This window comes from Duganella sp. GW821-FHT07F09, from assembly GCF_059418705.1.
This window is the reverse complement of the sequence record NZ_JBWKQJ010000007.1, coordinates 214234-237536: the sequence shown is the minus strand read 5'-3', so window position 1 is coordinate 237536 and position 23303 is coordinate 214234. Positions and strand designations below refer to the sequence as shown.

At 67.2% G+C, this 23303-nt stretch carries 15 protein-coding genes; 7 read left to right on the top strand and 8 right to left on the bottom strand.

What is annotated here, in order from left to right:
* The first annotated feature begins 147 nt into the window (after nt 1–147).
* A complete protein-coding gene (locus tag AC07P1_RS19900; protein WP_494697435.1) occupies nt 148–2274 on the top strand; it encodes an EAL domain-containing protein in 2127 nt (708 codons plus the stop codon).
* A 13-nt stretch (nt 2275–2287) separates the two neighbouring features.
* Nucleotides 2288–4231: a diguanylate cyclase gene (locus tag AC07P1_RS19895; RefSeq protein ID WP_494697434.1), complete on the top strand. Its 1944-nt coding sequence runs from the start codon at nt 2288–2290 to the stop codon at nt 4229–4231.
* On the opposite strand, the gene AC07P1_RS19890 is transcribed toward AC07P1_RS19895, so the two are convergent.
* Nucleotides 4228–4860: a response regulator gene (locus AC07P1_RS19890; RefSeq protein WP_494697433.1), complete on the bottom strand. Its 633-nt coding sequence runs from the start codon at nt 4858–4860 to the stop codon at nt 4228–4230. The genes AC07P1_RS19895 and AC07P1_RS19890 overlap by 4 nt on opposite strands.
* A 263-nt stretch (nt 4861–5123) precedes the next feature.
* Between AC07P1_RS19890 and AC07P1_RS19885 the strand changes: the two genes are divergently transcribed.
* Entirely contained in the window at nt 5124–6122 is a 999-nt protein-coding gene (locus AC07P1_RS19885) for a LysR family transcriptional regulator (RefSeq protein WP_494697432.1), read from the top strand.
* Nucleotides 6123–6183: 61 nt separating this feature from the next.
* On the opposite strand, the gene AC07P1_RS19880 is transcribed toward AC07P1_RS19885, so the two are convergent.
* The 4 genes from AC07P1_RS19880 to AC07P1_RS19865 all read right to left on the bottom strand — a co-directional run bounded on the left by AC07P1_RS19880 (nt 6184) and on the right by AC07P1_RS19865 (nt 12097).
* Nucleotides 6184–7164, bottom strand: coding sequence for a tetratricopeptide repeat protein (locus AC07P1_RS19880; RefSeq protein WP_494697431.1), 981 nt, complete (start codon nt 7162–7164; stop codon nt 6184–6186).
* A gap of 41 nt (nt 7165–7205) precedes the next feature.
* Nucleotides 7206–8465 carry a D-amino acid dehydrogenase gene (locus AC07P1_RS19875; protein ID WP_494697430.1) on the bottom strand — a complete coding sequence of 420 codons (1260 nt, stop codon included), beginning with the start codon at nt 8463–8465 and terminating at the stop codon, nt 7206–7208.
* A gap of 8 nt (nt 8466–8473) precedes the next feature.
* Nucleotides 8474–10351: a DUF885 domain-containing protein gene (locus AC07P1_RS19870; RefSeq protein ID WP_494697429.1), complete on the bottom strand. Its 1878-nt coding sequence runs from the start codon at nt 10349–10351 to the stop codon at nt 8474–8476.
* Between the two features lie 150 nt (nt 10352–10501).
* Nucleotides 10502–12097 carry an FAD-dependent monooxygenase gene (locus tag AC07P1_RS19865; RefSeq protein ID WP_494697428.1) on the bottom strand — a complete coding sequence of 532 codons (1596 nt, stop codon included), beginning with the start codon at nt 12095–12097 and terminating at the stop codon, nt 10502–10504.
* Between the two features lie 130 nt (nt 12098–12227).
* On the opposite strand from AC07P1_RS19865, the gene bla reads away from it, so the two are divergent.
* Both bla and AC07P1_RS19855 read left to right on the top strand, forming a co-directional pair.
* Nucleotides 12228–13112, top strand: coding sequence for a class A beta-lactamase (gene bla / locus AC07P1_RS19860; protein WP_494697427.1), 885 nt, complete (start codon nt 12228–12230; stop codon nt 13110–13112).
* 30 nt (nt 13113–13142) lie between these two features.
* Nucleotides 13143–13688: a hypothetical protein gene (locus tag AC07P1_RS19855; protein WP_494697426.1), complete on the top strand. Its 546-nt coding sequence runs from the start codon at nt 13143–13145 to the stop codon at nt 13686–13688.
* A 35-nt stretch (nt 13689–13723) separates the two neighbouring features.
* Here AC07P1_RS19855 and AC07P1_RS19850 read toward each other — a convergent pair whose 3' ends face one another.
* The 3 genes from AC07P1_RS19850 to AC07P1_RS19840 all read right to left on the bottom strand — a co-directional run bounded on the left by AC07P1_RS19850 (nt 13724) and on the right by AC07P1_RS19840 (nt 19379).
* Nucleotides 13724–14425, bottom strand: a complete 702-nt coding sequence (locus tag AC07P1_RS19850; RefSeq protein WP_494697425.1) for a polysaccharide deacetylase family protein — start codon at nt 14423–14425, stop codon at nt 13724–13726.
* Between the two features lie 44 nt (nt 14426–14469).
* The gene (locus tag AC07P1_RS19845; RefSeq protein WP_494697424.1) at nt 14470–15102 is read right to left on the bottom strand and encodes a PEP-CTERM sorting domain-containing protein; all 633 of its coding nucleotides are present in this window, start codon (nt 15100–15102) and stop codon (nt 14470–14472) included.
* Nucleotides 15103–15332: 230 nt separating this feature from the next.
* Nucleotides 15333–19379, bottom strand: a complete 4047-nt coding sequence (locus tag AC07P1_RS19840) for a Pls/PosA family non-ribosomal peptide synthetase (protein ID WP_494697423.1) — start codon at nt 19377–19379, stop codon at nt 15333–15335.
* 141 nt (nt 19380–19520) lie between these two features.
* Here AC07P1_RS19840 and AC07P1_RS19835 point away from each other — a divergent pair, with 141 nt between their 5' ends.
* Both AC07P1_RS19835 and AC07P1_RS19830 read left to right on the top strand, forming a co-directional pair.
* Nucleotides 19521–21026, top strand: coding sequence for an AMP nucleosidase (locus AC07P1_RS19835; RefSeq protein WP_494697422.1), 1506 nt, complete (start codon nt 19521–19523; stop codon nt 21024–21026).
* Between the two features lie 341 nt (nt 21027–21367).
* A complete protein-coding gene (locus AC07P1_RS19830; RefSeq protein ID WP_494697421.1) occupies nt 21368–23302 on the top strand; it encodes a TOL_0244 family TonB-dependent receptor in 1935 nt (644 codons plus the stop codon).
* Nucleotide 23303 lies beyond the last annotated feature (1 nt).

Here is a 23303-nt window from a genome sequence, read left to right as displayed (position 1 = left end):
CCCACCGCGCCTTAGGGAAAACCCTACGCCGGTATCAGCATTGCCCGATATTCCGCCGATTACTTCCTTGCTATTATCAAATTGGAATTTAAGTTTCCATGCGGTTATATCGACCTGCGAGGATGTAGTTACAAACCAAGGATATCCATGTTATTCGGAAGTCGCGGCGCGAGGTGCAGGCCGGCCAAGATTTGCAAGCGCCGCCTGGCGCTGTGGACGCTCACCATCCGCGACAGCTTTGTCGTGCTGCTGCCGCTCACCTTCATGGGCGTGACCGCGACCTTGCTCGCCAACGCCCCGTTCCCGGCGATACGCCAGCTGCTGGTCGCGGTGCTCGGGACCGGATGGCGTGGGATTTTGGACAGCGTGATTCACGCCAGCTATGGCGTGTTCGGGCTGGCGCTGGCGGTGGTGGTGGCCGTCCGGCTGGCGCGCCGCCTGTGCGCCGACGACGCCGACGCGGCGCTGCCGGAGGCCTGGGTCGGCATGGCCGCGCTGGTCAACTTCATGCTGTGGATGTTCGTCGGCGACACGCCGGCGATGGCCGCGCTGGGTCGCGACTCGATGCTGCAGGGCCTGATGATCGGCCTGGCCACGCCCGAGTTGCTGCGCCCGCTGGTCAAGGTCTTCCGGGTGGCGCCCGACTACGACGGCGATCCGACGTTCTACTGCGCCGTGCGCATGACGGTGCCGATGGTGATCCTCGGTATCGTCGTCATACTGGCGGCCGAGGCCGCGACGGCGCTGCCGTTGCCGGGCGTCGGCTGGCTGGACGCGCTGCCGTCGGCGATCCACACCTGGATCGACGCCGACTGGCTGCTCAGCATGGTGGCGCTGCTGGTCAGCCATCTGCTGTGGTTCATCGGCATCCACGGCAACAAGTTGCTGGACCAGCAGGCGCAATCGCTGTTCGGGCTCGCCGGCGCCGCCTACGACCCGGCGCTGGCGTGGCGGCCGCTGCTCGACACCTTCGGCCTGATGGGCGGTGCCGGCGCCATCCAGGGCCTGGTGCTGGCCTTGTTCATCGTCGCGCGCGAGGGACCGTTCCGGCGCCTGGCCGCCGCGTCGGCGCTGCCGTCGCTGTTCAACATCGGCGAGCTGCTGATCTTCGGCCTGCCGATCGCCCTCAACCCCATCTTCCTGTGGCCCTTTCTGCTGGCACCGATGGCGCTGACCCTGATGGCGCTGGCCGCCGTGCACGCCGGCATGCTGCCCTTGCTCGACGTGATGGTGCCATGGACCACCCCGCCTTTGCTGTCGGGCTATCTGCTCACCGGTTCGTGGCGCGGCCCGGCGCTGCAGCTGCTCGGCCTGCTGGTCAGCACCTTGATCTACCTGCCGTTCGTACGCCGCGCCGAGGCGCGCCGGGTGCGCGCGCAAACGGTGGCCTTCGACGCCACGGTCAAGGCCATCGCCACCGAGGGCCAGCCGCGGACGCAGTCGGTGCCGCGCGCCGGCGAACTGGGCCTGGTCGCCCGCGGGCTGTTCGCCGCGCTCACGCGCGACCTCGGCGGCGCCGCGATCACGCTCGAATTCCAGCCCAAGCACGACCACCGCGGCGTCGCCACCGGCGTCGAGGCCTTGCTGCGCTGGCGCCACCACCGCCACGGCCCGGTGCGCGCCGACGTCGCCATCACCCTGGCCGAGGAGGGGGGCTTGATCCGCAACCTGGGCGCCTGGGTGCTGGAGGAGGCGTGCGCGCGCAAGGCGCAGTGGAACGCGCTCGGGCTGTCGCACATCACGATGGCGATCAACGTCTCGCCGCTGCAGCTCGACGACCCGCAGTTGCCGGCGCTGCTGGCCCGCTGCCTGGAGCGCTACCGCCTCGCACCCGGCGAGATCGAGCTGGAGATCACCGAGAGTCAAGCCATCCCGGTGCGCCAGCTGGTGGACCAGAACCTGGCGCAGATCGTCGCCATGGGCGTGTCGCTGGCGATGGACGATTTCGGCATGGGTTACTCGTCGCTGCTGCACATGCGGCGCTTCTCGATCCACGCCATCAAGATCGATGGCTCGCTCACGCGCGACGTGCTGGCCAATCCGACCAGCCGCGACATCATCCACACCATCGCCACGCTGGGCCGCGCGCGCCATGTCGAGGTGGTCGCCGAGTTCGTCGAAACGGTCGAACAGCGCGACGTGCTGGCGGCGCTGGGCTGCGATGTGTTCCAGGGGTATTTGTACAGCCCGGCGCTGCCGGCGGCCGCCTGCGTCGAGTACCTGCTGGCCAACGGCGCCGCGCGCGCCGCCGACAACACGCCGCTGTGCGTTTGAAGGAGATCGACCGATGACGCCCCCGGATGCCGCCCACACCTCCGACAAGCGCTCGCTGACCGCGCGGGCGCTGCGCCTGGCCTTGTTGCGCATCGGCCTGGTGTCGCTGTGCGCGGGGGCGGCCTCGTATTACATCAATATGCGCTCCATCGAGGAGGCCGTCACCAGGCAACTGCTGCTGTCCACCGAGCAGACCTTGCAGCGCGAATCGCTGCCGTTCCGCGAAATCCGCACCCTGCAACAGAATTTTCTCGACGAATTCCAGGGCGTGTACACCCGCGCCGGCATGGCCGCCGGCCTGGTGCGCGACTTCGACCTGATTTTCCATCGCCACGAGGACGGCTCGTACACCCAGCGTCCGCAACTGTTCGAGGGCGCGGCGCTGGCCGACGGCCGCCGTTACGCCTGGATGTCCGCCACCTACGCGCCCGACATTCCGCCCGACGACGACACCAAGGCGCGTTTCGCGCTGTCCTACATCCTGTCCCACAAATACGGTTCCAGCGCCAGGGGGCGCCTGTTCAATTTCTATGGCGTGGTGCCCGAAAAAGGCTTCCCCATCTACCAGGACGCCGACGTCGCCAAGGTCTTCAAGTACGCCGGCCCGGACGCGCTCAAACTCGAGACCTACGAATTCTACCGGCGCGGCTTCGGCTCGCCGGGCAATGCCACGCTGTTCACCCACATCTACTGGGACTTCTCCAACAACGTCTGGATGACCACCATCGCCACGCCCGACGTGGCCGGCGCCGACGGCAAGCACCGCATCCTGGCCTGCGTCGACGTGCCGCTGGACGAGCTGATGAAGCGCACCGCGCGGCCCGTCATGGACGGCGCCTACAGCACCATCCTGATGGCCGACGGCGAGGGCACCTTGCTCTACCATCCCGGCCACATGGACCAGGTCAAGAGCAGCGGCGGCTCGGCCTCGATCCGCTCGCTCAAGATCGCCCACGATTACCCGCTGCTGGCGGCGGTGCCGTCGCTGGCGCCGGGCAAGGCGACGGTGGTGCGCGAGCGCGACGAGCTCATCGCCATGGGCATCATCCCGGGCACGCCGTGGGTGCTGGCGGTCCACTATCCGCGCGTGCTGATGCGCGCGGCGATCCTGGACAACCTGGCCATCGTGATCGCCCTCGGGCTGTTGACCTTGCTGGTGGAAATTTTCCTGCTGCGCTCCATCCTGCACAAGCACGTGGCCGTTCCGTTGTCGCGGCTGATGCAGGCGACGCGCCGCCTCGGCGTGTCGAGGGAGCGCCTGGACCGCGATTCCCTGCCGACCCAGTCGAACGACGAGATCGGCGAGCTGGCGCGCGACTTCGCCAACATGGCCGACCGCATCCAGGACGCGCACGAGCAGCTCGAGGTCAAGGTGCAGGACCGCACCTCCGCGCTCGAGGAAGCCAACCGCCGCCTGCGCGCGCTCAGCACCACCGACGGCCTGACCGGCCTGGCCAACCGCCGCCACTTCGACGAGATGTTCGCCAGCGAGTGGCGCGGCGCCCAGCGCGCCGGCACCTTGCTGTCGGTGGCGTTGATCGATGTCGACTGGTTCAAGAGTTACAACGACCACTACGGCCACCAGGCCGGCGACGAATGCCTGCGCGACGTGGCCGGGGCCATGACGGCGCACGCGATGCGGGCCGGCGATATGGTGGCGCGCTATGGCGGCGAGGAATTCGCCCTCATCAGCACGACCCACCTGGACGCCGACGCCGCGTGGCGGCATGCCGGGGCGCTGTGCGCGGGCGTGGCGGCGATGGGGCTGGAGCACGTGATGTCGCCGCTGGGCCGGGTGACGATCAGCGTCGGCGTGGCGGTCACCGCGCCGTCCGAACCTGGCGGCGCCGGGGAATTGCTGAAGCAGGCCGACCTGGCCCTGTACCGCGCCAAGCAGCAGGGCCGCAACCAGGCCGTGCTGGCCGGCGCTTCGGCCGTCGGGGACGGCCAGGGCTAGATGGTGATGATGCCGCGCTTGAGGGCGATCGTCACCGCGTGGGTGCGGTCGTTCGCGGCCAGTTTGGCCAGCACGTTTTTCATGTGCGCCTTGACGGTTTCCTCGGAAATCGACAGGTGCTCGGCGATGCGGCGGTTCGAGTTGCCGCCGGCGGCGTGATTGAGCACTTCCATTTCGCGCGGGCTTAGCGGTCCCTGGCCCATGTGCTGGGCCAGTTCCATGGCGATTTCCGGTGGAATGCGGCGCTGCCCCATGTGGACGCCGCGCACGGTGTCGAGCAGTTCGCGCCGCAAGGTGCTTTTCAGCAGGAAGCCGCTGGCGCCGCCCTGCACGGCGCGCAGGATCTGGGCGTCGCCCTTATAGGTGGTCAACATGATGATGCGGGCGCCGCCGTGCTCGCGGCGGATATGCTGCAGCGCGGTGACGCCGCACATTTCCGGCATGGCGATGTCCATGATGGTCACGTCCGGGCGCAGCGCTTCATAGCGTTCGACGGCCTCGCGGCCGTTGTTGGCCTCGCCGACCAGGCGCATATCGTCCTGGCTGGCGATCGCCTCGCCGAGGCCGGCGCGCAGCAGCGGGTGGTCGTCGACGACCAGCACGGTGATGGGACGGGGTGCGTTGCTCATTTCTATGTTGTGGGGGATGCGATCTTCCGATTAACAGGAATTAACCCAGGAATTAACCCAGGAATTAACCCAGGAATTAACCCAGGAATTAACCCAGGAATTTAACCCAGAATTTAACCTAATTCGGGCGATAGCGCCCGGGGCCTGCGATTGTGGTGTGCAATGCAACACAAAGTATGCGCTTTAGCAAAAAATGGCACAATAGCGTTTCCGGCAAATGTCTTTTGCAGTTTCCGCAAACCGGCCGTCATGGGGAGAAATGGATGATCGATGCCTTGCAGTGCCTGATCGCGGTGGTCGAGCACCGCAGCCTGTCGCGTGCGGCGGTGCAACTAGAGATGGCCGTGTCGTCGGTTTCGCGCAAGCTCGACGCGCTGGAGGCGCAGCTGGGCGCGCGGCTGCTGGTGCGCAGCTCGCGCCATGTGGTGCTGACCGACGCCGGCCAGCGCTTCCTGCCGCGCGCCCGCAATATCCTGGCCGAGCTTGCGGAGGGGCAGGCGGCGGTGCAGGAGACCGAAAGCGAGCCGCGCGGCCTGTTGACGGTCACCGCGCCGGCCGGCTTCGGGCGGCTGCACGTGGCGCCGGCCATCGCTACGTTCCTGCGGCGTTATCCCAGGCTGCAGGTGGATTTGCACGTCAGCGACAGCGTCGTCGACCTGGCTTCGCGCCGGGTCGATGTGGCGGTGCGCGCCGGCGTGCTGCCGGAGGGCGATCTGGTGGCGACGCGGCTGGCGCCGCAGCACCGCGTGGTCAGCGCCAGCCCGGCGTATCTGGCGCGGCATGGCTGGCCGGCCTCGCCTGAGGATTTGCTGAACCATGAGTGCCTGAGCATGGTGGGCAAGTCGCCGCGCGCGTGGTGGCGCTTCGAGGGCGTCAATCAACACCAGCCGCTGGATGTGAAAAGCGCGCTGCGCTGCGACGATACCGACACGTTGATGCACGCGGCGATCGCCGGGGCGGGGCTGGTTCATCTGGCCAACTGGATGGTCAGCGAGTCCGTCGTGGCGGGCAAGCTGGTGCCGGTGTTTCCGATGGCGCCGCTGCAGCGGGGCGCCTCGGCGGCCAAGCACGATCCGGCCGAATCGGCGATCCACGCGGTGTACATGCCGGGGCGCTCCAACCAGGCCAAGTCGCACCTGTTGATCAGTCACTTACGGGAGTATTTCGGCGATCCGCCGTATTGGGATGTTGCGATGGAAGCGGCGGGTGCGACCAAGCCCCGGGACGCCCGGGTAATCGCGGAGACACGTGGGGCGGATTAGGCGGAACGCCGTAATCCGCCCCACGTGTCTCCGGGGTGGTTTAAATGCCCGTTACTATGGGTCAGTTCCACTCGTCGCTGCCGCCACCGGCATCGCCGCCGCCGGAATCATCCCAGCCGCCGCTGACGCCGAAGTCGTTGCCGCCCATGTCGTTGCTCTGCGCCGGATCGTCGTAGACGATGTCGTTGCGTCCCTGGTCGTTGGCGGCGTTGCCGCCATTCTCATGGCCGCCGGTGAACTGGCGCGCGATCGCCTCGCCGGCCACCAGGCCCGCGCCCAGCGCCGCGCCGGTGGCCAGGCCGCCCATGATGCGTGAACCCATGCCGTTACCCTGGGGCTGCTGGCCGTAGCCCGGACCATAGCCTTGCTGCGGATAACCGCCGCCGGGACCATAGCCTTGCTGCGGATAACCGCCGCCGGGAGGATAGCCCGGCGGCGTGCCGCCCGGATTGAAACCCTGGTTGCCTTGATTGAAGCCGCCGCCCATGCCACCCGCGCCGCCTTGCTGCGCGCGGCGCGACATGAAGCGTGACGCGATGAAGATGAAGCCCACCAACAGGCCGCCCATCAGCAGGACCGTGCCCCACGGAATGCCACCGCCGCCACTCGAGGCCGAGCCGGCGCTGGCGCCGTTGGCATAGCCGCCGCTGTTATAACTGCTCTTCTCGGCCGCCGGTTTGTGCTGCGTGTAATTTTCCTTCGTCTTGGCGTCGCCGGCGGCGATCACGGCGCGCAGTTTGCTGACGGCGGTGGCGTCGACCTTCGGCAGGCCCGGCGACAGGCGCTCGGCCGTTTCCAGCGACTTTTGCGCGGCCGCGAACTTGCCTTGCTTGGCCAGCAGTTCGGCTTCGACGAAGTGGGCTTTGGCGCTGTTCGGATGCTCCTTGAGCACCTGGTCCATCATCGCCTGCGCCTCGGTGAACTTGCCCGCTTCGGCGGCGAGATAAACATCGTGTACGGTGGGAGCAGCCGCAAGGACCGGTGCCCCCAGCGCCAACGCGCCGGCCAGCAAAGTGATGCTTGCTAAGGATTTTGCCTTCATGGTCTATCTCCAGTGGGAACTACTCTGATAATGATGGCAGTTTAGGCCATTTTCAAGGGAACGGCGGTGCGCTGCGCCACAGAGCGCAGATTGGCCTCGACGGTGGCGGCGATCATGTCGGCCGTCGCCGCCGACAACGTCCAACCCAGGTGGCCGTGGCCGGTATTGTAGAAAACGCAAGGAAGCTTGCCCTGGCCGACGCGCGGCATCAGATTGGGCATCATCGGCCGCAGTCCCGCCCAAGGCGTGATGTTGCGCGTGGAGACGCCGGGGAAACGCTGCCGCACCCAGTCGATCAGCGGGGCGATGCGGTCGGCGCGGATGTCGCGGTTGAAACCGTTGAATTCGGCCGTGCCGGCCACGCGGAAGCGGTCCTCGCCCAGCCGGCTGGTGACCAGCTTGGCGGCGTCGTCCTCCAGGCTCACGGTGGGGGCGGCGGCGCGGCTGGTGTCATCGTCCAGGTGGACCGTGATCGAATAGCCCTTGACCGGGTAAACGTTGACCCGGTCGCCCAGCATGGCCGCCAGTTCGCGGCTGGCGGTGCCGGCGCAGACCACCACGCCGTCGTAGACGCCGATGTCCGGCACGCCGTCCTGCAGCACGGTGACGCAGGCGCCACGCGCGTCCGCGCTCAGGCCCACCACCTGCTGGCCGAAGCGCAGGCGCACGCCGAGCCGTTGCGCCGCCTGCGCCAGCCCGGTGGTGAATTTGTGGATGTCGCCGGAGCTGTCGCTCTCGGTGTAGTGGCCGGCGTAGTAGTCGCCCGCCAGCGTGGGCTCGATCGCGCGCATCTCTTCCGGCGTGACGGTGCGCCGGCGCACGCCGCCCCGGGCCAGCAGCAGCGAGACGTCCTCGCCGTGGTCGAAGTCGGCGCGGTCGCGGTAGATGTGCAGGATGCCGGCGCGTTTGAGGTCGAAGTCGATGCGCTCCTCCTCGGCCCAGCTAAACAGATGCTCGCGCGCCGCCACCGCCAGTTTGGCGATGGCGACGGTGTTTTCCCGGTAGTCCGGCATGGCGGCGATGAATTCCGCCAGCCAGGACAGCTTGTGCCAGCTGGGTTTGGGGTTGAGCAGCAGCGGCGCGTCCTTGCGCAGCATCCACTTCAAGCCCTTGGCCACGGTGGCGCCGTGGTTCCACACCTCCGCGTTGGAGGCCGACAGCTGGCCGCCGTTGGCGAACGAAGTCTCCATCGCCGCATAGCGGTGGCGCTCGAGCAAGGTCACGCGCAGGCCGCGCCGGGCCAGCGCGTAGGCGGTGGTGACCCCGGTGATGCCGCCGCCGATGACTGCGATGGTCTTCATTGCGCGTGTCAGGCTTTTTTCAGGCCGGCGATGTAGCGGTCGATCACCGTCGGCAGCACCGTCAGCGGCACGCCGCAGCTTTGCACCAGCGCGTCGTTGAAGCCGGGCAGGTCGAACCTCGGCCCCAGCGCCGCCTTTGCGCGTTCGCGCTGGCGCAGGATCTCGTTGTGGCCCACCTTGTAGCCGCAGGCTTGGCCGGGCGACACCGTGTAGCGGTCGATTTCGCTGGTCATGGCTTGTTCGCCGCGGCCGGTGCTCTCGACCAGGAAACGGATCGCCTGTTCGCGCGTCCACTTCATCGCGTGCATGCCGGTGTCGACCACCAGGCGGCAGGCGCGGAACTGTTGCGCCTGCAGGTAGCCGATCTGGCTGAACGGATCGTTGACGTACAGGCCGAATTCGTCGACCAACTGCTCGGCGTACAGCGCCCAGCCCTCGATGAAGGCGTTGAAGCCGATCAGCGAGGAGATCAGCGGCAGCTCGTCGTGGTGTTCGGCCAGGTAGGCGCCTTGCCAGGCGTGGCCCGGCAAGCCCTCGTGCGCGGTCAAGGTGGCGATCTCGGACTTCGGCCACAGGGTGGTCGACTTCAGGTTGATGTAATAGATCGCCGGGCGCGAGCCGTCCAGCGCGGCGAAGTTCATGTAGCCGAGCGGCGCGCCCGACTCGATATCGACCGGCACCCGCCGCACTTCCAGCGGCGCCTTCAGGGTCATGTTGGAGATTTTCGGCATCAGCGCGCGCACCGCGTCGACGCGGTCGTTGCAATAGGCGATCAGCTCCTCGCGGCCCTTGTCGTTGTCGGCGTAGAAGCGTTTCGGGTCCTTCGACAGCGCCAGCAGGCGCGCGCCGACGGTGCCTTGCGTGATGCCCTGGGCCTTGAGGATGGCGTCGATGCGCGACTGCAGCATCTTGTTCTGTTCCAGGCCGACCGCGTGGACTTCGCGCGGACTGAGGTTGGTGGAGGTGCCGAGGCGCAGCGCCCAATCGTAGTAGGCCGCGCCGTCCGGCAGGCGGTGCACGCCGGCGACGTCGGTGGCCTTGGACGCGGCGCGCGTGAAGGTGGCGATCTGGCGCTCGAGCGCCGGGTAGACCTGGGTTTCGACCAGCGCCGTGACGCGCGCGTTCCAGTCGCCGGCGATGCCCAGCTTTTGCGTGCGCTCGGTCAGCGAGGTGACCAGCTTTTGCTGCGCGATCGCGGTCTTGCGGTAGTCCTGCAACTGGGCCAGCGCGGCGCGGGCGATGAAGTTCGGCGGCAGGATGCCGCGCCCGGCCTGGTCGGCGATGCGGGTGCTTTCCTGGTCCAGCATGCGCGCCATGCCGGTGACGCGGTCCAGATAGGCCTCGGCGTCGGCGGCGTCGCCGATCTGGTGCTGCGAGTGCAGGAATTCCGGGATGCGCGTGACCGCGCCGTCCTGCTGCGTGACGGGGAAGGGCGAGGTGCCGCCATTGAAGCCGGCGGCGGCGCCGCCGAAGGAGAAGCGCAAGCCCTCCAGGCCCTCGTTGGCGGCGTAGCGGATGGTGTCGTAGCGGATTTGCGCGTCGGCGCCCAGCTTGGCGCGGTCGATGCCGGACAGGCGCTTGAGCATGGACTTGACCTGGCCGGCCCAGGCGGCGTCGCCGGAGCGGCTGACGTTTTCCAGCTGCGATTTCAGGCCGGCGCGCTCGCCCTTGTCCAGGCCCAGCGAGGTGGCGGTGGTTGGCGACAAGCGCAGGATTTCCTCTGCGAAATTATCGATCAGTTTGGTGAACGGGGCGTCGCCGGCGGCCGGGGTGGCGGTCTGCGCGCGCGCCATGCCGGGCAGCAGGGGCAGGGCGCCGACGGCAGTGGCGGAAAGGGCGGACAGCAGCAGGTCGCGGCGTGTGAAGTTCTGGGACTTGTTGCTCATGACTTCCTTTTATTGTTTGTTGGTAATGCGGGCCGAATCCGCGGACGAGAGTTTTCAACGATACTCATCGGTCGGCAGCCGGCGCGACGCTGACCATAGCGCGTCAGCCGGAAAATTGTCAATGAGTATTGTGTGCCGGTTAAGGCCGATTTAATACAGGGGCGGCGATTCCGGGGACGGGTCCGACATGGAATGCGGGCGCGCCGGCGACGGCGCGGACGCGTCCGGATCGGCCGGGAAAGTCAGCTGGAAGCGGGCGATCAACTCGCGCAGCGCGTCCAGTTCCTGGCGCGGCAGCGCCAGCGCCACGTGCATGTCCGGACGGATCAGGTAGGCCGCGTCCTCCAGCAGGCCGGCCTCGCTGGCGGCCTCGGTCCACGGCCAGGCGTGCAGCGGCAGGTGCAGCAGCTGGGCCGCGGCGGCGAGCAAGGGATCGGTTTCGCCGTAGACGTGCAGTTGCCAGCCCAGGCTGCGCAGCGGGGCGAAATTGTCGCCGCCATCCGCTTGCGGCACCCACGGCAGGCGGTCGCCGCCGATGATCTCGCCGGCGCGCCCGCCGCTCAGCAGGCTGTCGGGATAGTGGATCTGCACCTGCGACACCGTCTTGAACAAGGTGCGGCGCGCGGTGGTGAAGCCGGTCAGCATCGGGAACACATGCGGCACCAGCCACTGGCGCAACAACTGGCCGCCGGCGCCCTGCGACACCACCAGCTGGAAGGCGCGGTCGGTGGTGGTGACCAGCTTGCGGGCGAAAGTGAGCCGTTCGGCCTGGTAGGTGTCGAGCAGCGCGCCGTGGGCGCCGGCGCGCAACACCTGTGCCAGCTTCCACGCCAGGTTGACGGCGTCGCCGATGCCGGTGTTCATGCCCTGGCCGCCGGCGGGGCTGTGGATGTGCGCGGCGTCGCCGGCCAGGAAGCAGCGGCCGACGCGGAACTGCGACGCCACCCGGTGGTGCACGCGGTAGGTGGAGAACCAGTTGAGCTGCTCGACCTTGATGCCGAGCAACTTTTCCAGCGCGGGGCGCACGTCGTCGAAACCGGGTTCGGGCCGGCCTTCGACCGGCTCGGGCATGATGCCGATCAGGCGCTGCATGCCGCGCGAGCGCACCGGCAACATCAGCGCGAAGGTGTTGGCGCCCAGGTGGCCGACCAGGTCGACATTGGGCGGCCCCTCGGTCTTGACGTCGGCCACGTAATACAGATGGTCGTAGGTGCCGCCGGCGAAACCGAGCTGGAGCGCCTCGCGCACGCGGCTGCCGGCGCCGTCGCAGCCGCACAGGAAGGCGGTATTGCAGGCGATGCGCTCGCCGTTACGCTGAAGCACGGCGCGCACGCCCCATTCGTCCTGCGTGAATGTTTCCAGCCCGGTGTTCCAGTCGACCTCCACCCCCTGCGCGCGCAGTTGCTCGACCAGAAATTGTTCATGGTCGTCCTGGGGGAACGCCAGCACGAAGGGATAGGGGCTGATGCCGGCGCCGACGTCCTTGAGCGGCAGTTGGGCTATATCGTGGCCGTCCTCGCGCAGGTGGATGGCCTCGATGCGGATGCCCAGATCGACGACGGCGTCGGCGAAACCCATCTGGCGGTAGAACTCGAGCGTGCGCGCATGCACGGCCATCGCCCGGGAAGCCTGGCCGGGGCCGCTGTTTTTGTCGATGATGCGCACGGCGACACCGTGCCGCGCCAGCCGCAGGGCGAGCACCAGGCCGGTGGGTCCGGCGCCGACGATGAGAACTTGAGGAACCATCAACCCAGTCTACCTGCGCGCGCGAATGCGGCGCGCGCAATTGGCGGGGGCGGGATTGCTCTGGCCAGTTGGGGGAATTGGTATTATATTGGACAACATTGTTATTCCTGACCACCCACGTTCACCCGATATGAGCCATTCGACCACCCGCCGTACCTTGTTGCTGGCACTCGCCGCGACACCACTTGCCCGCGCCCATGCCGCGCCGACCGCGCCGACCGCCCCCATGCAGCCGGATATGCGGCTGGTCCGACTGGAGGCCGCGTCCGGCGGGCGCCTGGGCGTGGCGGCGTGGAACACGGCCGACGGGCGCCAGCTGTTCCACCGCGCCGATGAGCGCTTTCCGTTCTGCAGCACGTTCAAGATGATGTTGTCGGCGGCGGTGCTGGCGAAGGAACCGTCGGTGCTGCAACAGAACATCAGGTACGACAAGGCCGAGCTGGTGGCCCATTCGCCGATCACCGAGCAGCACCTCGACGGCGGCATGACCATCGAGGCGCTGTGCGCGGCCACCATCCAGTACAGCGACAACACGGCGGCCAACCTGCTGATCCGCCATCTCGGCGGACCGGAGGAGGTGACCGCCTACGCCCGTTCGATCGGCGACCGGCAGTTCCGCCTGGACCGCTGGGAAACCGCGCTCAACAGCGCCATCCCCGGCGACCCGCGCGACACCACCACGCCGGCGGCGATGATGGCGTCGCTGCACAAGTTGACCCTGGGCGAGGCGCTGCCGCCCGCCAAGCGCAAGATCATGACCGATTGGCTGATCGACAACACGACCGGCGCCACCCGCATCCGCGCCGGCGTGCCGTCGAGCTGGACGGTGGGCGACAAGACCGGCGCCGGCGACTACGGCACCGTCAACGACATCGCCATCCTGTGGCCGCCGGGCAATAAACCACCGATCGTGCTGGCCGTTTACCTGACGCAGCCGGGCAAGGACGACAAGACGCGCCCCGAAATCCTCGGCCAGGCGGCGAAGATTGTCATCGATGCCTTCAAGGTCGGCTAAACTACGGCCCTTAACACTAGTGGGCCACCCATGACGAACAAAAAACAGCCGCCAGCCAAAAATCCCGCCGAGGCGCCGGTGGGCCGCGCGCCCAATCCCTTCCTCAACGCCGAGTTGTATGGCCGCATGCGCGACTACACCGAGCGCGACGCGGCGTTTTCCAAGGAATTGAAGGCGATCGGCGAGAGCGGCGCCGGCAAGCGCAGCACGGACGCGCGCAAGGCGCCGTCGCTGGCGGTGCTGCGCGGCGTGGTCAAGAAGGGTTTGCCGCTGTGGACCATGCTGGACCGCATCGTCGAGGGTGTCGAGAGCGGCCTGTGGGAACCGTGGCTGACCGCCTACGGCTTTGAGCTGCGCGGCGTCAACTACGCCAAGACGGGCGAGCGCAACGCGCGCCTGGCGCTGGACATCAGCCTGGGTTCGAAGGCGCACACGGCGTTCGCCAACGCCGGCGTCGGCAACTGGCGCAGCCTGGTGGTCGAGGATTGCGCCCAGGTGCAGATCGACAAGCCGACCGAAAAGGCGCCGGCCAAGGCCCACGCCATCTTCTTCCTGGACGCGCCGCCACAAAGCTAGGGCGGCATGCGTCTCAGGGGCGGGGGAGATGCGGCTTATTTTTCCCACTCGAGGTGGACCACCTTGTAGCCCTTGTCCTTCAGTAGCCTGAGCAGCGCGGGCAAGGCCTTGACCGTCGGACCGTTGGCGTCGTGCATGAGAATGATGCCGCGACCGGTTTTGGTCAGGTTCTCGGCCAGGCGTACCATCAGGACTTCGGTCGTGTCGTTTGGCAACCAGTCGTTGATGCCCAGGTCGATCGACATGACGGTGACCTTGGCGGCCTTGAGCGCCGCCAGCATCGTCGGCGTTTCTTCCAGATACGGGAAGCGGTAGGCCGGCGCGGACACGCCGAACGCGGCCTGGTAGGCGACCTGGTTCTTGCGCAGGTCGTCGAGTTGCTGTTGCGCGCCGAGTTGGGACAGATGCGGATGCGTGTTGCTGTGCAGGCCGGTCGAGTGGCCCTCGGCGGCGACGCGCCGCGCCAGCTCCGGCGAACGCGCCAGCCGGTCGCCGATCATGAAGAACGTCGCTTTCACACATTGGTCGGCCAGGGCCGCGAGCACGGCGGGCGTGCCCGACGGTTCCGGTCCGTCGTCGAACGTCAGCACGACCTCGCCTTTTTCCAATGGCAGGGCGGCATGCTGGTGGGCGCCGTACAGCGCGCCGTCGCGGGGGAGTTTAATGGTGCGGCTGGTGCCGAGCTTGTCGGCACCGCATTCGGCGGCAAGGGCGGGGGCCGCCAGCGAGGCCAGCATGCCCATTGCCACGAGCTTTGCAACTTTTCCGGCGATGAACATTTTCAGGCGGCGCGCTTGCGGCGGCGGGCCATCACCGATACCAGCGCCACGCCGGCCAGCATCATCGCGTAGGTTTCCGGCTCGGGAACGGCGCTCACGGCCAACTGCTCGCCTTCGATCAGGGCGGCGGGGCTGAGCATGTTTTCCGAACCACCGGTCCAGACACCAGCCTCGGTCGACAGCGCGTAGTTGGCCTTGTTTCCGGTGGTCCAGGTCGCCGAGGTGCCGATGGCGGAGCCGGTCAGCCAATAGGTGCCGGCGCCCAGCGTCCAGTTCAGGTTCGACAGCGCGGCGTTCGACAGCACGCCGGTCAGGTCGCTCGAGTAGAGGAACTTGCCCGATGGCAGTTGCTCGAAGTCGCCGGGGATGGGGAAGCCACTGGAATCCTGCTTGACCGACGCCATGATGCCCAAGGTGAGCTTGCCCAAGCCGCTTTCGTTATCGATGGCGGTCCGGATCGAGGTGATTTGGGTCTCGGAAGTCAGCGTGAAGCGTACGGCGTGGCTTTGCTCGTAATGCGTGCCATCGCCATTAGTGCCATTGTCGATGCTGTACTTCAGGAAATCGTAGGGGCCGAAGCTGTCCAAGATGACGGCCGCATGCGCCGAGCTGGCCAGCAAGCCGATGATGAGCATTGGAACCGCAAAAAAGCGTGTTGGTGACATAACAACTCCGTAATTTCAAACAAGTAGGAAAAGCACAATACCATTATTGCATGCCGACTTGTTAATTGAAATCATGAAATTTATTGCTGTCGTGAAATCGGCGCGTTGTTATTTAACACATTTGCCGCTGGGGTGGCGTACGCCAGAGTGCGCGGCACCGCCGTAGCGGCCACGGCGGTGTTGTAACTATTGTATTGATACTAACGTGCCGGTGCCGCCGGGCAGCCGGACCAGTTGCCGCCGGCCGGAATGTGCTCGCCCTTCATGACCAGGGTCAACGCGCCGAGGCGGGCGTTGTCGCCCACCACGGCGCTGTACAGCACGGCGCTGCGCGGTCCCAGATAGACGCGCGCGCCGATGGTCACCTCGTCGATTTTCATCACCCGGTCCTCGAACAAATGGGTCTGCGGGCAGGTGAGGGCGTTAAGTTCGCTATGGTCGCCGATGCGCACGCAGTCGAACTCCGTGATGTCGGTGGTGTCCAGATAGACGCCCTTGCCGATTTTCGCGCCCATCAGGTTGAAGGCCAGCGGCAGCCATGGCGTGCCGCGCAGATAACGCATGAAGTTGGGCACGGCTATGCCCTCATACAGGTTGGTGACGCCCTCGGACAGCCAGACGAACGGCGTCCACATCGGCGCCGAGCGCTTGCGATAGCGGCCGATCAGTATCCACTTGAGCAGCGCCACGAACACGTAGTTGCCGACGCCGTAGACCAAGCCCGCCAGGGTCAGGTCCCAAATCACCTCCGTCCAGCGCCCGGCGTCGGCCGCCGGCATCACCTCCAGCACCAGGGTGTAGCCGACCGCGATCACCAGCGCGTGCGGCGCGACGATGCGGAACGCCTCGATCAGGCCGCGCCCGAGCCGGCGCATGGCCGAAGGGTGGAACGTCAGCGATTCCGGATAGCCGCTGGTCTGCTCGCGCGCGGGCAGGTTGATCGGCGGGGAGCCGAGCCAGGTGTCGCCGCCGTTCATGCGGGCATTGTCGGGCGCGCGCGAATGCACGCCGATCAGCACCCCCTCGGGCAGCACCGTGCCGTCCGGGATGTAGGCACCGTTGCCGACGAAGCTGCGGTTGGAGACCACCGTCGGCTGCATCGTCATCCAGCCGCCGTCGATTTCCTCGTCGCCCAGCATGACGGCATCGGCGATGAAGGTCTCGTCGCCCAGGGTCAGCATGTCCGGCACCACGCCCAGCGCGGTGGAGATCTCGGCGTCCTTGCCGACCTTGGCGCCCAGCAGGCGATACCAGTACGGCGCGAACACGGTGGCGTAGATGCCGTGCAGGACCTGCAGGCTCGATTCCTGGATCTGGCTGACCAGCCATTTGGCGCAGTAGGTGTTGCTGTGCACCGCGAAGCGGCCCGGCTTCAGTTTCGGCAGCACGGTCCAGCGGATGCCCGCCGACAGCAGCGCCGTGAGCAGGATCAGCACCGCGCTGGCGGGGAAGGCCAGCACGAAGTAGCGCAGCAGGCGGATGCCCATGCCGTCGCCCTGGATCGCCGGCATCACGCCGATTTCGTCGAACCAATCGATCAGCACGAAGCTGGGGAATACCGGCATGAAGAACAGCGTGACGATCAGCAGGATGCCGGCGATGAAGAACAGGCCTTCGCCCAGGCTGCGCGCGCGCGTCGGTTCGGGGCGTGGCGGCAGGCGCGCGGGATCGAAGGCGCCGGTGTCGCGCGCGGGGGAGCCGGCCCACATGCGGCCCGCCGGCACGTGGGCGCCGTCGCCCAGTGCCGACTGGCCGTCCAGATGGCCCTGCGCTTCGACATGGGTGTTCCCTTCGAGGATGGCGAAGGAGCTGACGCAGGCGTCGCGCTCCAGGGTGATGCGGCCCAGGCGCAGCACGCCGCGTTCGACGCGGGCGTTCTCGAAATTGACGGCGTTGCCGATGCTGGCGTTGTCGGCGATGGTCAGCAGATCGGGCGCGCGCACGCTCATCGAGCCTATCGTGACATCGCGGCCGATCTTCGCGCCCAGCGCGCGCAGCCACCAGGCGTTGAGCGAGGAGCCGCTTAATAGATACGCCGGCGCCGCCTCGACCAGGCGGTCGGCCAGCCACCAGCGGTAGTAGGTCAGGCCCCACAGCGGATAGTCGCCGGCCTTGATGCGGCCCGCGATCAGCCATTTACCGCCGATGGCGATGGCGAACTCCATCACCGTCGCCAGCAGGAACACGCCTACCGAGGCGGCGATGGCGCGCTTGACCGAATCGCCCGGATCGCCGGTGAAGAAGTGGTAGGTGAAGAAAGGGGCCAGCCACTGCGCCATGCGCAGCGCCACCAGCGCCGGCATCACCGCCGCCTGGGCCAGGCCGCAGGTCCAGCGTTTGAGCGCGGAGGGCGGCGTCCACTCGACTTCCTGTTTGCCGGCGCTGTGCGCCTCGCCGAGCACCTGCGCGATCTTGCCCACCTCGCGCTGCTGATAGATGTCGCGCACGGTGACGTGGGCGTAGCGCGGATCGGCGCGCAGGGCCGACGCCAGGCGCGCGGCGAAGAACGAGTGGCCGCCAAGGTCGGAGAAGAAGTCGGCGTGGCGCAGGATAGGCTGGCCGGGGAACAGTTTGCCCAGGGCGGCGAACAGCGCCTCCTCGGCCGGCGTTTCGGGCAGGTCGGAATCCTCGGCGCCGCCGGCCGGCGCGGTGCTGAGCGGCGTGGCCTTCAAGGTCTTGCGGTCGATTTTGCCGGAGGTCAGGCGCGGCATGGCGTCCAGGATTTCGTAGCGTCCCGGGACCATATAGGGGGGCAGCTTTTCGGCCAGGCCGGCGCGCAGGGCGCGCGGGTCCAGCGTCACGCCGGCTTCGGCGACCAGGTAGGCGACCAGCTGGTCGATGCCGTCGTCCTTGCGCAGCAGGACCGCCACGGTGCCGACGCCGCCGGCCTGCGCCAGCAGCGCTTCGATCTCGCCCAGTTCCACCCGGAAGCCGCGTATCTTGACCTGGTCGTCGGCGCGGCCCAGGCACACCACCTCGCCGTCGGCCGCGATGCGCGCCAGGTCGCCGGTGCGGTACAGGCGGTCGTCATGCCGGCCGGTGGACCAGGGATTGGGCAGGAATTTTTCCGCTGTCAGATCGGGGCGGCCAAGGTAGCCGGCCGCCAGGCCGGGGCCGGTGATGCACAATTCGCCGATCTCGCCGCGTGGCAGCAGCCGCAGGGGCGCGCCCTGCGCGGCGTCGGGATTCGCTTCCGCATTTGCATCGATCACCAGCAGACCGTAGTTCGGCAGCGGCGTGCCGATCGTGACCGGGTGGCCGGGCCGCAGGCGCGCCAGGCTGGCGGACACCGTGGCCTCGGTCGGACCGTAGGTGTTGAACATCTGGCGGCCGTCGCTCGACCAGCGCTCGACCAGCGATTCCGGGCACATCTCGCCACCGAGGTTGATCAGCCGCAGGCTCGGCACGTCCTGGTTGAACAGCGCGAGCAGGGTGGGGACGGCGTGCAGCACCGTGACCTGGTGCTGGTCGAGCATGCGCGGCAGCGTTTCGGGGTCGCCGCTGATTTCCTTGGGGCCGATCCACAAGGTGGCGCCGGCCAGATAGGCGATCCAGATCTCCTCGAACGACATGTCGAAGGCCACCGAGAAGCCCTGATACACCTTGTCGGCCGAAGTCACGCCCAGCACCGCGTTTTCGCTGCGCAGGAAGTGGCAGATGCTGCGCTGGGTGATCAGGATGCCTTTGGGCTTGCCGGTGGAGCCGGAGGTGTAGATCACGTACGCGGGCAGGTCGGGCGGGACCGCGCCGCGCCGCGCCACGGGCGGATGGGCGGGGGCCAGCAGCGCCTCCGCCGTCCACACCGGACGGCCGATGCCGGCCAGGCGCGGCGCGAAGGCGGCGCAGGTCAGCACGCCGGCGCCGTCGGCATCGTCCAGACACACTTGCAGGCGATCGACCGGCGTGTCTTCGTCGACCGGCAGCCACGCCGCGCCGGCCTTGGCGATGCCCGCCTGCAGCACCAGCAGCTCGATTCCGCGCGGCAGCCACAATCCGACGATTTGGCCCGGCCGCACGCCGGCCTCGATCAGGCGGCCGGCCACCAGATCGGCCTGCGCATCGAGTTCGCGGTAGGTGAGACGGCGGTCGCCGGAGATCAGCGCGATCTGGTCGGGAGTGCGGCGGGCGGTCGCCTCCAGCAGGTCGGCCAGGATTTCGTCGCGCAACAGGTCGCTGTGCTGGTGACCATAAAGAATGTCGGGATGGGATTGCGGAAGCGTAAGGCGGGGCGTTACTGGCTCGTTCATGCTGAAACTTTATTGGTGGCTTGGAGTTATTGTACGGTACGCCTAGATCTTCCTCGATGGGAAGAATGCAAGTTCTGCTTACAGCCTTTACAATAGGAAATAAGAACCCCTGATTCACTCGCCGTTTCAAAAAGGAGTCGCATGTTACCGAACCGTCCTCATATCGCCCCGATGCAATTTGACGATCCGATTGCCGCTTACGAACAGGTTCTGGCCATTTATGACGCCAACATCGCCCATCTGCGCGATGCCATGAAACGCTTTGTCGCCGGCGAGGACCTTGGCGAGCACGTCCGGGCTTGCTATCCCTTCGTCCGCGTCCATACCGACACCGTGGCCCGCGCCGATTCGCGGCTGGCCTTCGGTTTCGTCGCCGGCCCCGGCACCTATGAAACCACCCTGACGCGGCCTGACCTGTTCGCCCGCTACTACCAGGAACAGTTCCGGCTGCTGCTCAAGAACCACGGCCACCACCAGCAGGTGCGGCTGGAGGTGGGCACCAGCGCGCAGCCGATCCCGATCCACTTCTCGTTCGCCGAGCACGAGCACATTGAAGGCAGCATGACGGCCGAACGGCGCCTGTTGATGCGCGATGTCTTCGACTTGCCCAATCTTGCCGCGATGGACGACGGCATCGCCAACGGCACCCACGAGCCGCCGCCGGGCGAAGCGCATCCGCTGTCGCTGTTCACGGCGCCGCGCGTCGATTACTCGCTGCAGCGGCTGCGCCACTACACGGGCACCTCGTGCGAACACTTCCAGAAGTTCGTGCTGTTCACCAATTACCAGTTTTATATCGACGAGTTCGTCAAACTCGGCCATGAGTTGATGGCCGCCGAATCGGCCGGGCCGGAGAACGACTACATCGCCTTCGTCGAGCCGGGCAATATCGTCACGCGCCGGGTCGGCCAGGCGGTGCAGCCGGGCGACGCGCTCGGCGCGGCGTTGCCGCGCCTGCCGCAGATGCCGGGTTACCACCTGATCCGCGCCGACGGCGCCGGCATCTCGATGGTCAATATCGGCGTCGGCCCGGCCAACGCCAAGACCATCACCGACCACATCGCCGTGCTGCGTCCGCACGCGTGGCTGATGCTGGGCCACTGCGCCGGCCTGCGCAACACGCAGGAGCTGGGCGACTACGTGCTGGCGCACGGCTATGTGCGCGAGGACCACGTGCTCGACGAGGATTTGCCGCTGTGGGTGCCGATTCCGCCGCTGGCCGAGGTGCAGGTCGCGATCGAAGCGGCGGTGGCCGAGGTGACGCAGCTGACCGGGCACGACCTCAAGCGCATCATGCGCACCGGCACGGTCGCCAGCACGGACAACCGCAACTGGGAACTGCTGCCGCAGCGCACGCCCGAGCGGCGTTTCAGCCAAAGCAGGGCGATCGCGCTGGACATGGAAAGCGCGACCATCGCCGCCAACGGTTTCCGTTTCCGGGTGCCGTACGGCACGTTGTTGTGCGTGAGCGACAAGCCGATGCACGGCGAAATCAAGCTGCCGGGCATGGCCAACAAGTTCTACCGCGACCGTGTCGACCAGCACCTGCGGATCGGCATCCGCGCCGTGGAAATGCTGCGCGATCTCGGCGTCGACCGTCTGCACAGCCGCAAACTGCGCAGCTTCACCGAAGTCGCCTTCCAATAACCGTCCGGGGTCCGACATTCGGACACGCACTCAACCGTGCTGCGTTTTCTTTGACGAGGCCGTGTCCGAATGTCGGACCTGACCCCGGTGTGGGGTCCTTGACGAGGCCGTGTCCGATTATCAACTTAACCCCGGTGTGGTTTTCCGCGAAACGAGGTGTTGCATTCCCGCCTATCGATCCTGAATCTTGCACTAAAACATAAATTCCTGCGGGAAAGCGTGGCCAATGTGGCTATAATTTCTGTGTACGGGCGGCCATTCGGCGGTGCGCGGCGCTCGTTCGGGACGGGGCGCCGGCCGGGGCGGGCGGCGGCGAGCGTGCGGCAACCGCGGGGGGCGCGATGGCTGGAAGAGTCGACTTTTCAAAGGTTTTACTCGTTGCGACGGTGCTTTGTGCGACATCGGCACGGGCCAGGGTGGCCGATGGCAGCGTCATCGCCGATATGTCGCTCGAGCAGCTCAGCGATGTCGTCGTGACGTCCGTGTCGCGCCAGGAGGAGCGGCTGGGCACCACGGCCGCGTCGGTGTTCGTCATCAGCGCCGGCGACATCCGCCGCAGCGGCGCGCAGTCGTTGCCCGAGGCGCTGCGCCTGGCCCCCAACCTGCAGGTGGCGCAGGTCGACGCGCGCAACTGGGCCGTCACGGCGCGCGGTTTCAACAACGCCTTCGCCAACAAATTGCTGATGCTGATCGATGGCCGCAGCGTCTATTCCCCGCTGTTTTCCGGCGTTTACTGGGACGCGGTGGACGTGGTGATGGAGGACGTCGAACGCATCGAGGTTATCAGCGGACCGGGCGCGACGATCTGGGGCGCCAACGCGGTCAACGGCGTCATCAATGTCATCACGCGCTCGTCGGCCGACACCCAGGGCGGCCAGCTCAGCGCCATAGGCGGCGACCGCGACCCCAACGCCTCCGTGCGCTACGGCGGCAAGATGGACAACGGCGGCACCTATCGCGTCTACGGGAAATACCAGAAGCTGAGCGATACCTTCGGCGCCAACGGCCTCGACACCAACTTCGGCATGGAGCGCACGCAGGCCGGCTTCCGCGCCGACTGGGCCTTGCCCGAAGGTGCGCTGAGCGTCTCCGGCGACGCCTACCAGGGCCACTTGGGCCAGTTCCGCCGCTTGCCGGTACACACCTCAGGCGTCAATCTGATCAGCCGCCTGACCCGCAAGTTCTCGCCCGACGCCAACCTGCGCCTGCAGGTCATTGTGGACCACTCCGAACGCAACCAGCCCGGCGCCTTCATCGAACGCCTGTCCACGCTGGACCTCGACGCCCAGCACGACCTGCGCCTGGGCGAGCGCAACGTGCTGACCTGGGGCGGCGGCTACCGGCATAGCCGGGACCGGGTGACGAATGCGACCGAGTTTGGGTTCCTGCCCGGCGACGTCGATCTGCATTGGGCCAATCTGTTCGCGCAGAACGAATACGCCGTCACGCCCGACCTCAAGCTGACCGCCGGCGCCAAGGTCGAACATAATAAATACACCGGCGCCGAATACCTGCCCAGCCTGCGTCTGGCGTGGACGCCGGCGCCAGGCCAGTTGGTCTGGAGCAGCCTTGCGCGCACCGTGCGCGCGCCGTCGCGCTTCGACAGCGACCTGCACGCGCCAAGCCGGCCGCTCGTCGTCGGCGGCCGCACCGTGTATTTTTACGGCGGCGGTCCCAATTTCCAGTCCGAGGTGGCCAAGGTGGTCGAGCTGGGCTACCGTGCCCAGCCGCTGCCGACGCTGTCTTATTCGGCCACCGCCTTCTACAGCCGCTACGACAGATTGCGCACACTGGAGCCGCAAACCAGCCCGACGGCCCCGGCGTTGTTCGAGTTCGAGAACCGGGCGGAGGGCGACACGCGCGGCGTCGAGCTGTGGGGCACGTGGCAGGCGGCGCCCGCCTGGCGGCTCAACGCCGGGCTGGTGGTGCAGCGCGTCAACCAGAGACTGCTGCCGGGCAGCCGCGATATCAGCGCCACCAACCCGACCCTGCTGTCCAACGACCCCAGCCACCACTGGCTGCTGCGCTCTTCGTACGACCTGACCGACCACAGCGCGCTGGACCTGACCTTGCGCCGCATGGGCGCGCTGCCGTTGCCCGCCGTGCCGTCCTATTACGAACTGGACGCTCAATGGATGTGGCAACCGCGGCCCACGCTGGACGTGGCGCTGATCGGGCGCAACCTGCTGCACCATTCCCACGTGGAGTATGGCGGCGGGGCGGGCCGCAGCATGATCGAGCGCGGCGTGCAGCTGAAACTGACGCTGCGTTTCTGAC

Excerpts from the sequence above, each read along its gene's own strand:
- AC07P1_RS19900 (WP_494697435.1), top strand. The coding sequence starts at position 148 with ATGTTATTCGGAAGTCGCGGCGCGAGGTGCAGGCCGGCCAAGATTTGC.
- AC07P1_RS19895 (WP_494697434.1), top strand. The coding sequence starts at position 2,288 with ATGACGCCCCCGGATGCCGCCCACACCTCCGACAAGCGCTCGCTGACC.
- AC07P1_RS19890 (WP_494697433.1), bottom strand. The coding sequence starts at position 4,860 with ATGAGCAACGCACCCCGTCCCATCACCGTGCTGGTCGTCGACGACCAC.
- AC07P1_RS19885 (WP_494697432.1), top strand. The coding sequence starts at position 5,124 with ATGATCGATGCCTTGCAGTGCCTGATCGCGGTGGTCGAGCACCGCAGC.
- AC07P1_RS19880 (WP_494697431.1), bottom strand. The coding sequence starts at position 7,164 with ATGAAGGCAAAATCCTTAGCAAGCATCACTTTGCTGGCCGGCGCGTTG.
- AC07P1_RS19875 (WP_494697430.1), bottom strand. The coding sequence starts at position 8,465 with ATGAAGACCATCGCAGTCATCGGCGGCGGCATCACCGGGGTCACCACC.
- AC07P1_RS19870 (WP_494697429.1), bottom strand. The coding sequence starts at position 10,351 with ATGAGCAACAAGTCCCAGAACTTCACACGCCGCGACCTGCTGCTGTCC.
- AC07P1_RS19865 (WP_494697428.1), bottom strand. The coding sequence starts at position 12,097 with ATGGTTCCTCAAGTTCTCATCGTCGGCGCCGGACCCACCGGCCTGGTG.
- bla (WP_494697427.1), top strand. The coding sequence starts at position 12,228 with ATGAGCCATTCGACCACCCGCCGTACCTTGTTGCTGGCACTCGCCGCG.
- AC07P1_RS19855 (WP_494697426.1), top strand. The coding sequence starts at position 13,143 with ATGACGAACAAAAAACAGCCGCCAGCCAAAAATCCCGCCGAGGCGCCG.
- AC07P1_RS19850 (WP_494697425.1), bottom strand. The coding sequence starts at position 14,425 with ATGCTGGCCTCGCTGGCGGCCCCCGCCCTTGCCGCCGAATGCGGTGCC.
- AC07P1_RS19845 (WP_494697424.1), bottom strand. The coding sequence starts at position 15,102 with ATGCTCATCATCGGCTTGCTGGCCAGCTCGGCGCATGCGGCCGTCATC.
- AC07P1_RS19840 (WP_494697423.1), bottom strand. The coding sequence starts at position 19,379 with ATGAACGAGCCAGTAACGCCCCGCCTTACGCTTCCGCAATCCCATCCC.
- AC07P1_RS19835 (WP_494697422.1), top strand. The coding sequence starts at position 19,521 with ATGTTACCGAACCGTCCTCATATCGCCCCGATGCAATTTGACGATCCG.
- AC07P1_RS19830 (WP_494697421.1), top strand. The coding sequence starts at position 21,368 with ATGGCTGGAAGAGTCGACTTTTCAAAGGTTTTACTCGTTGCGACGGTG.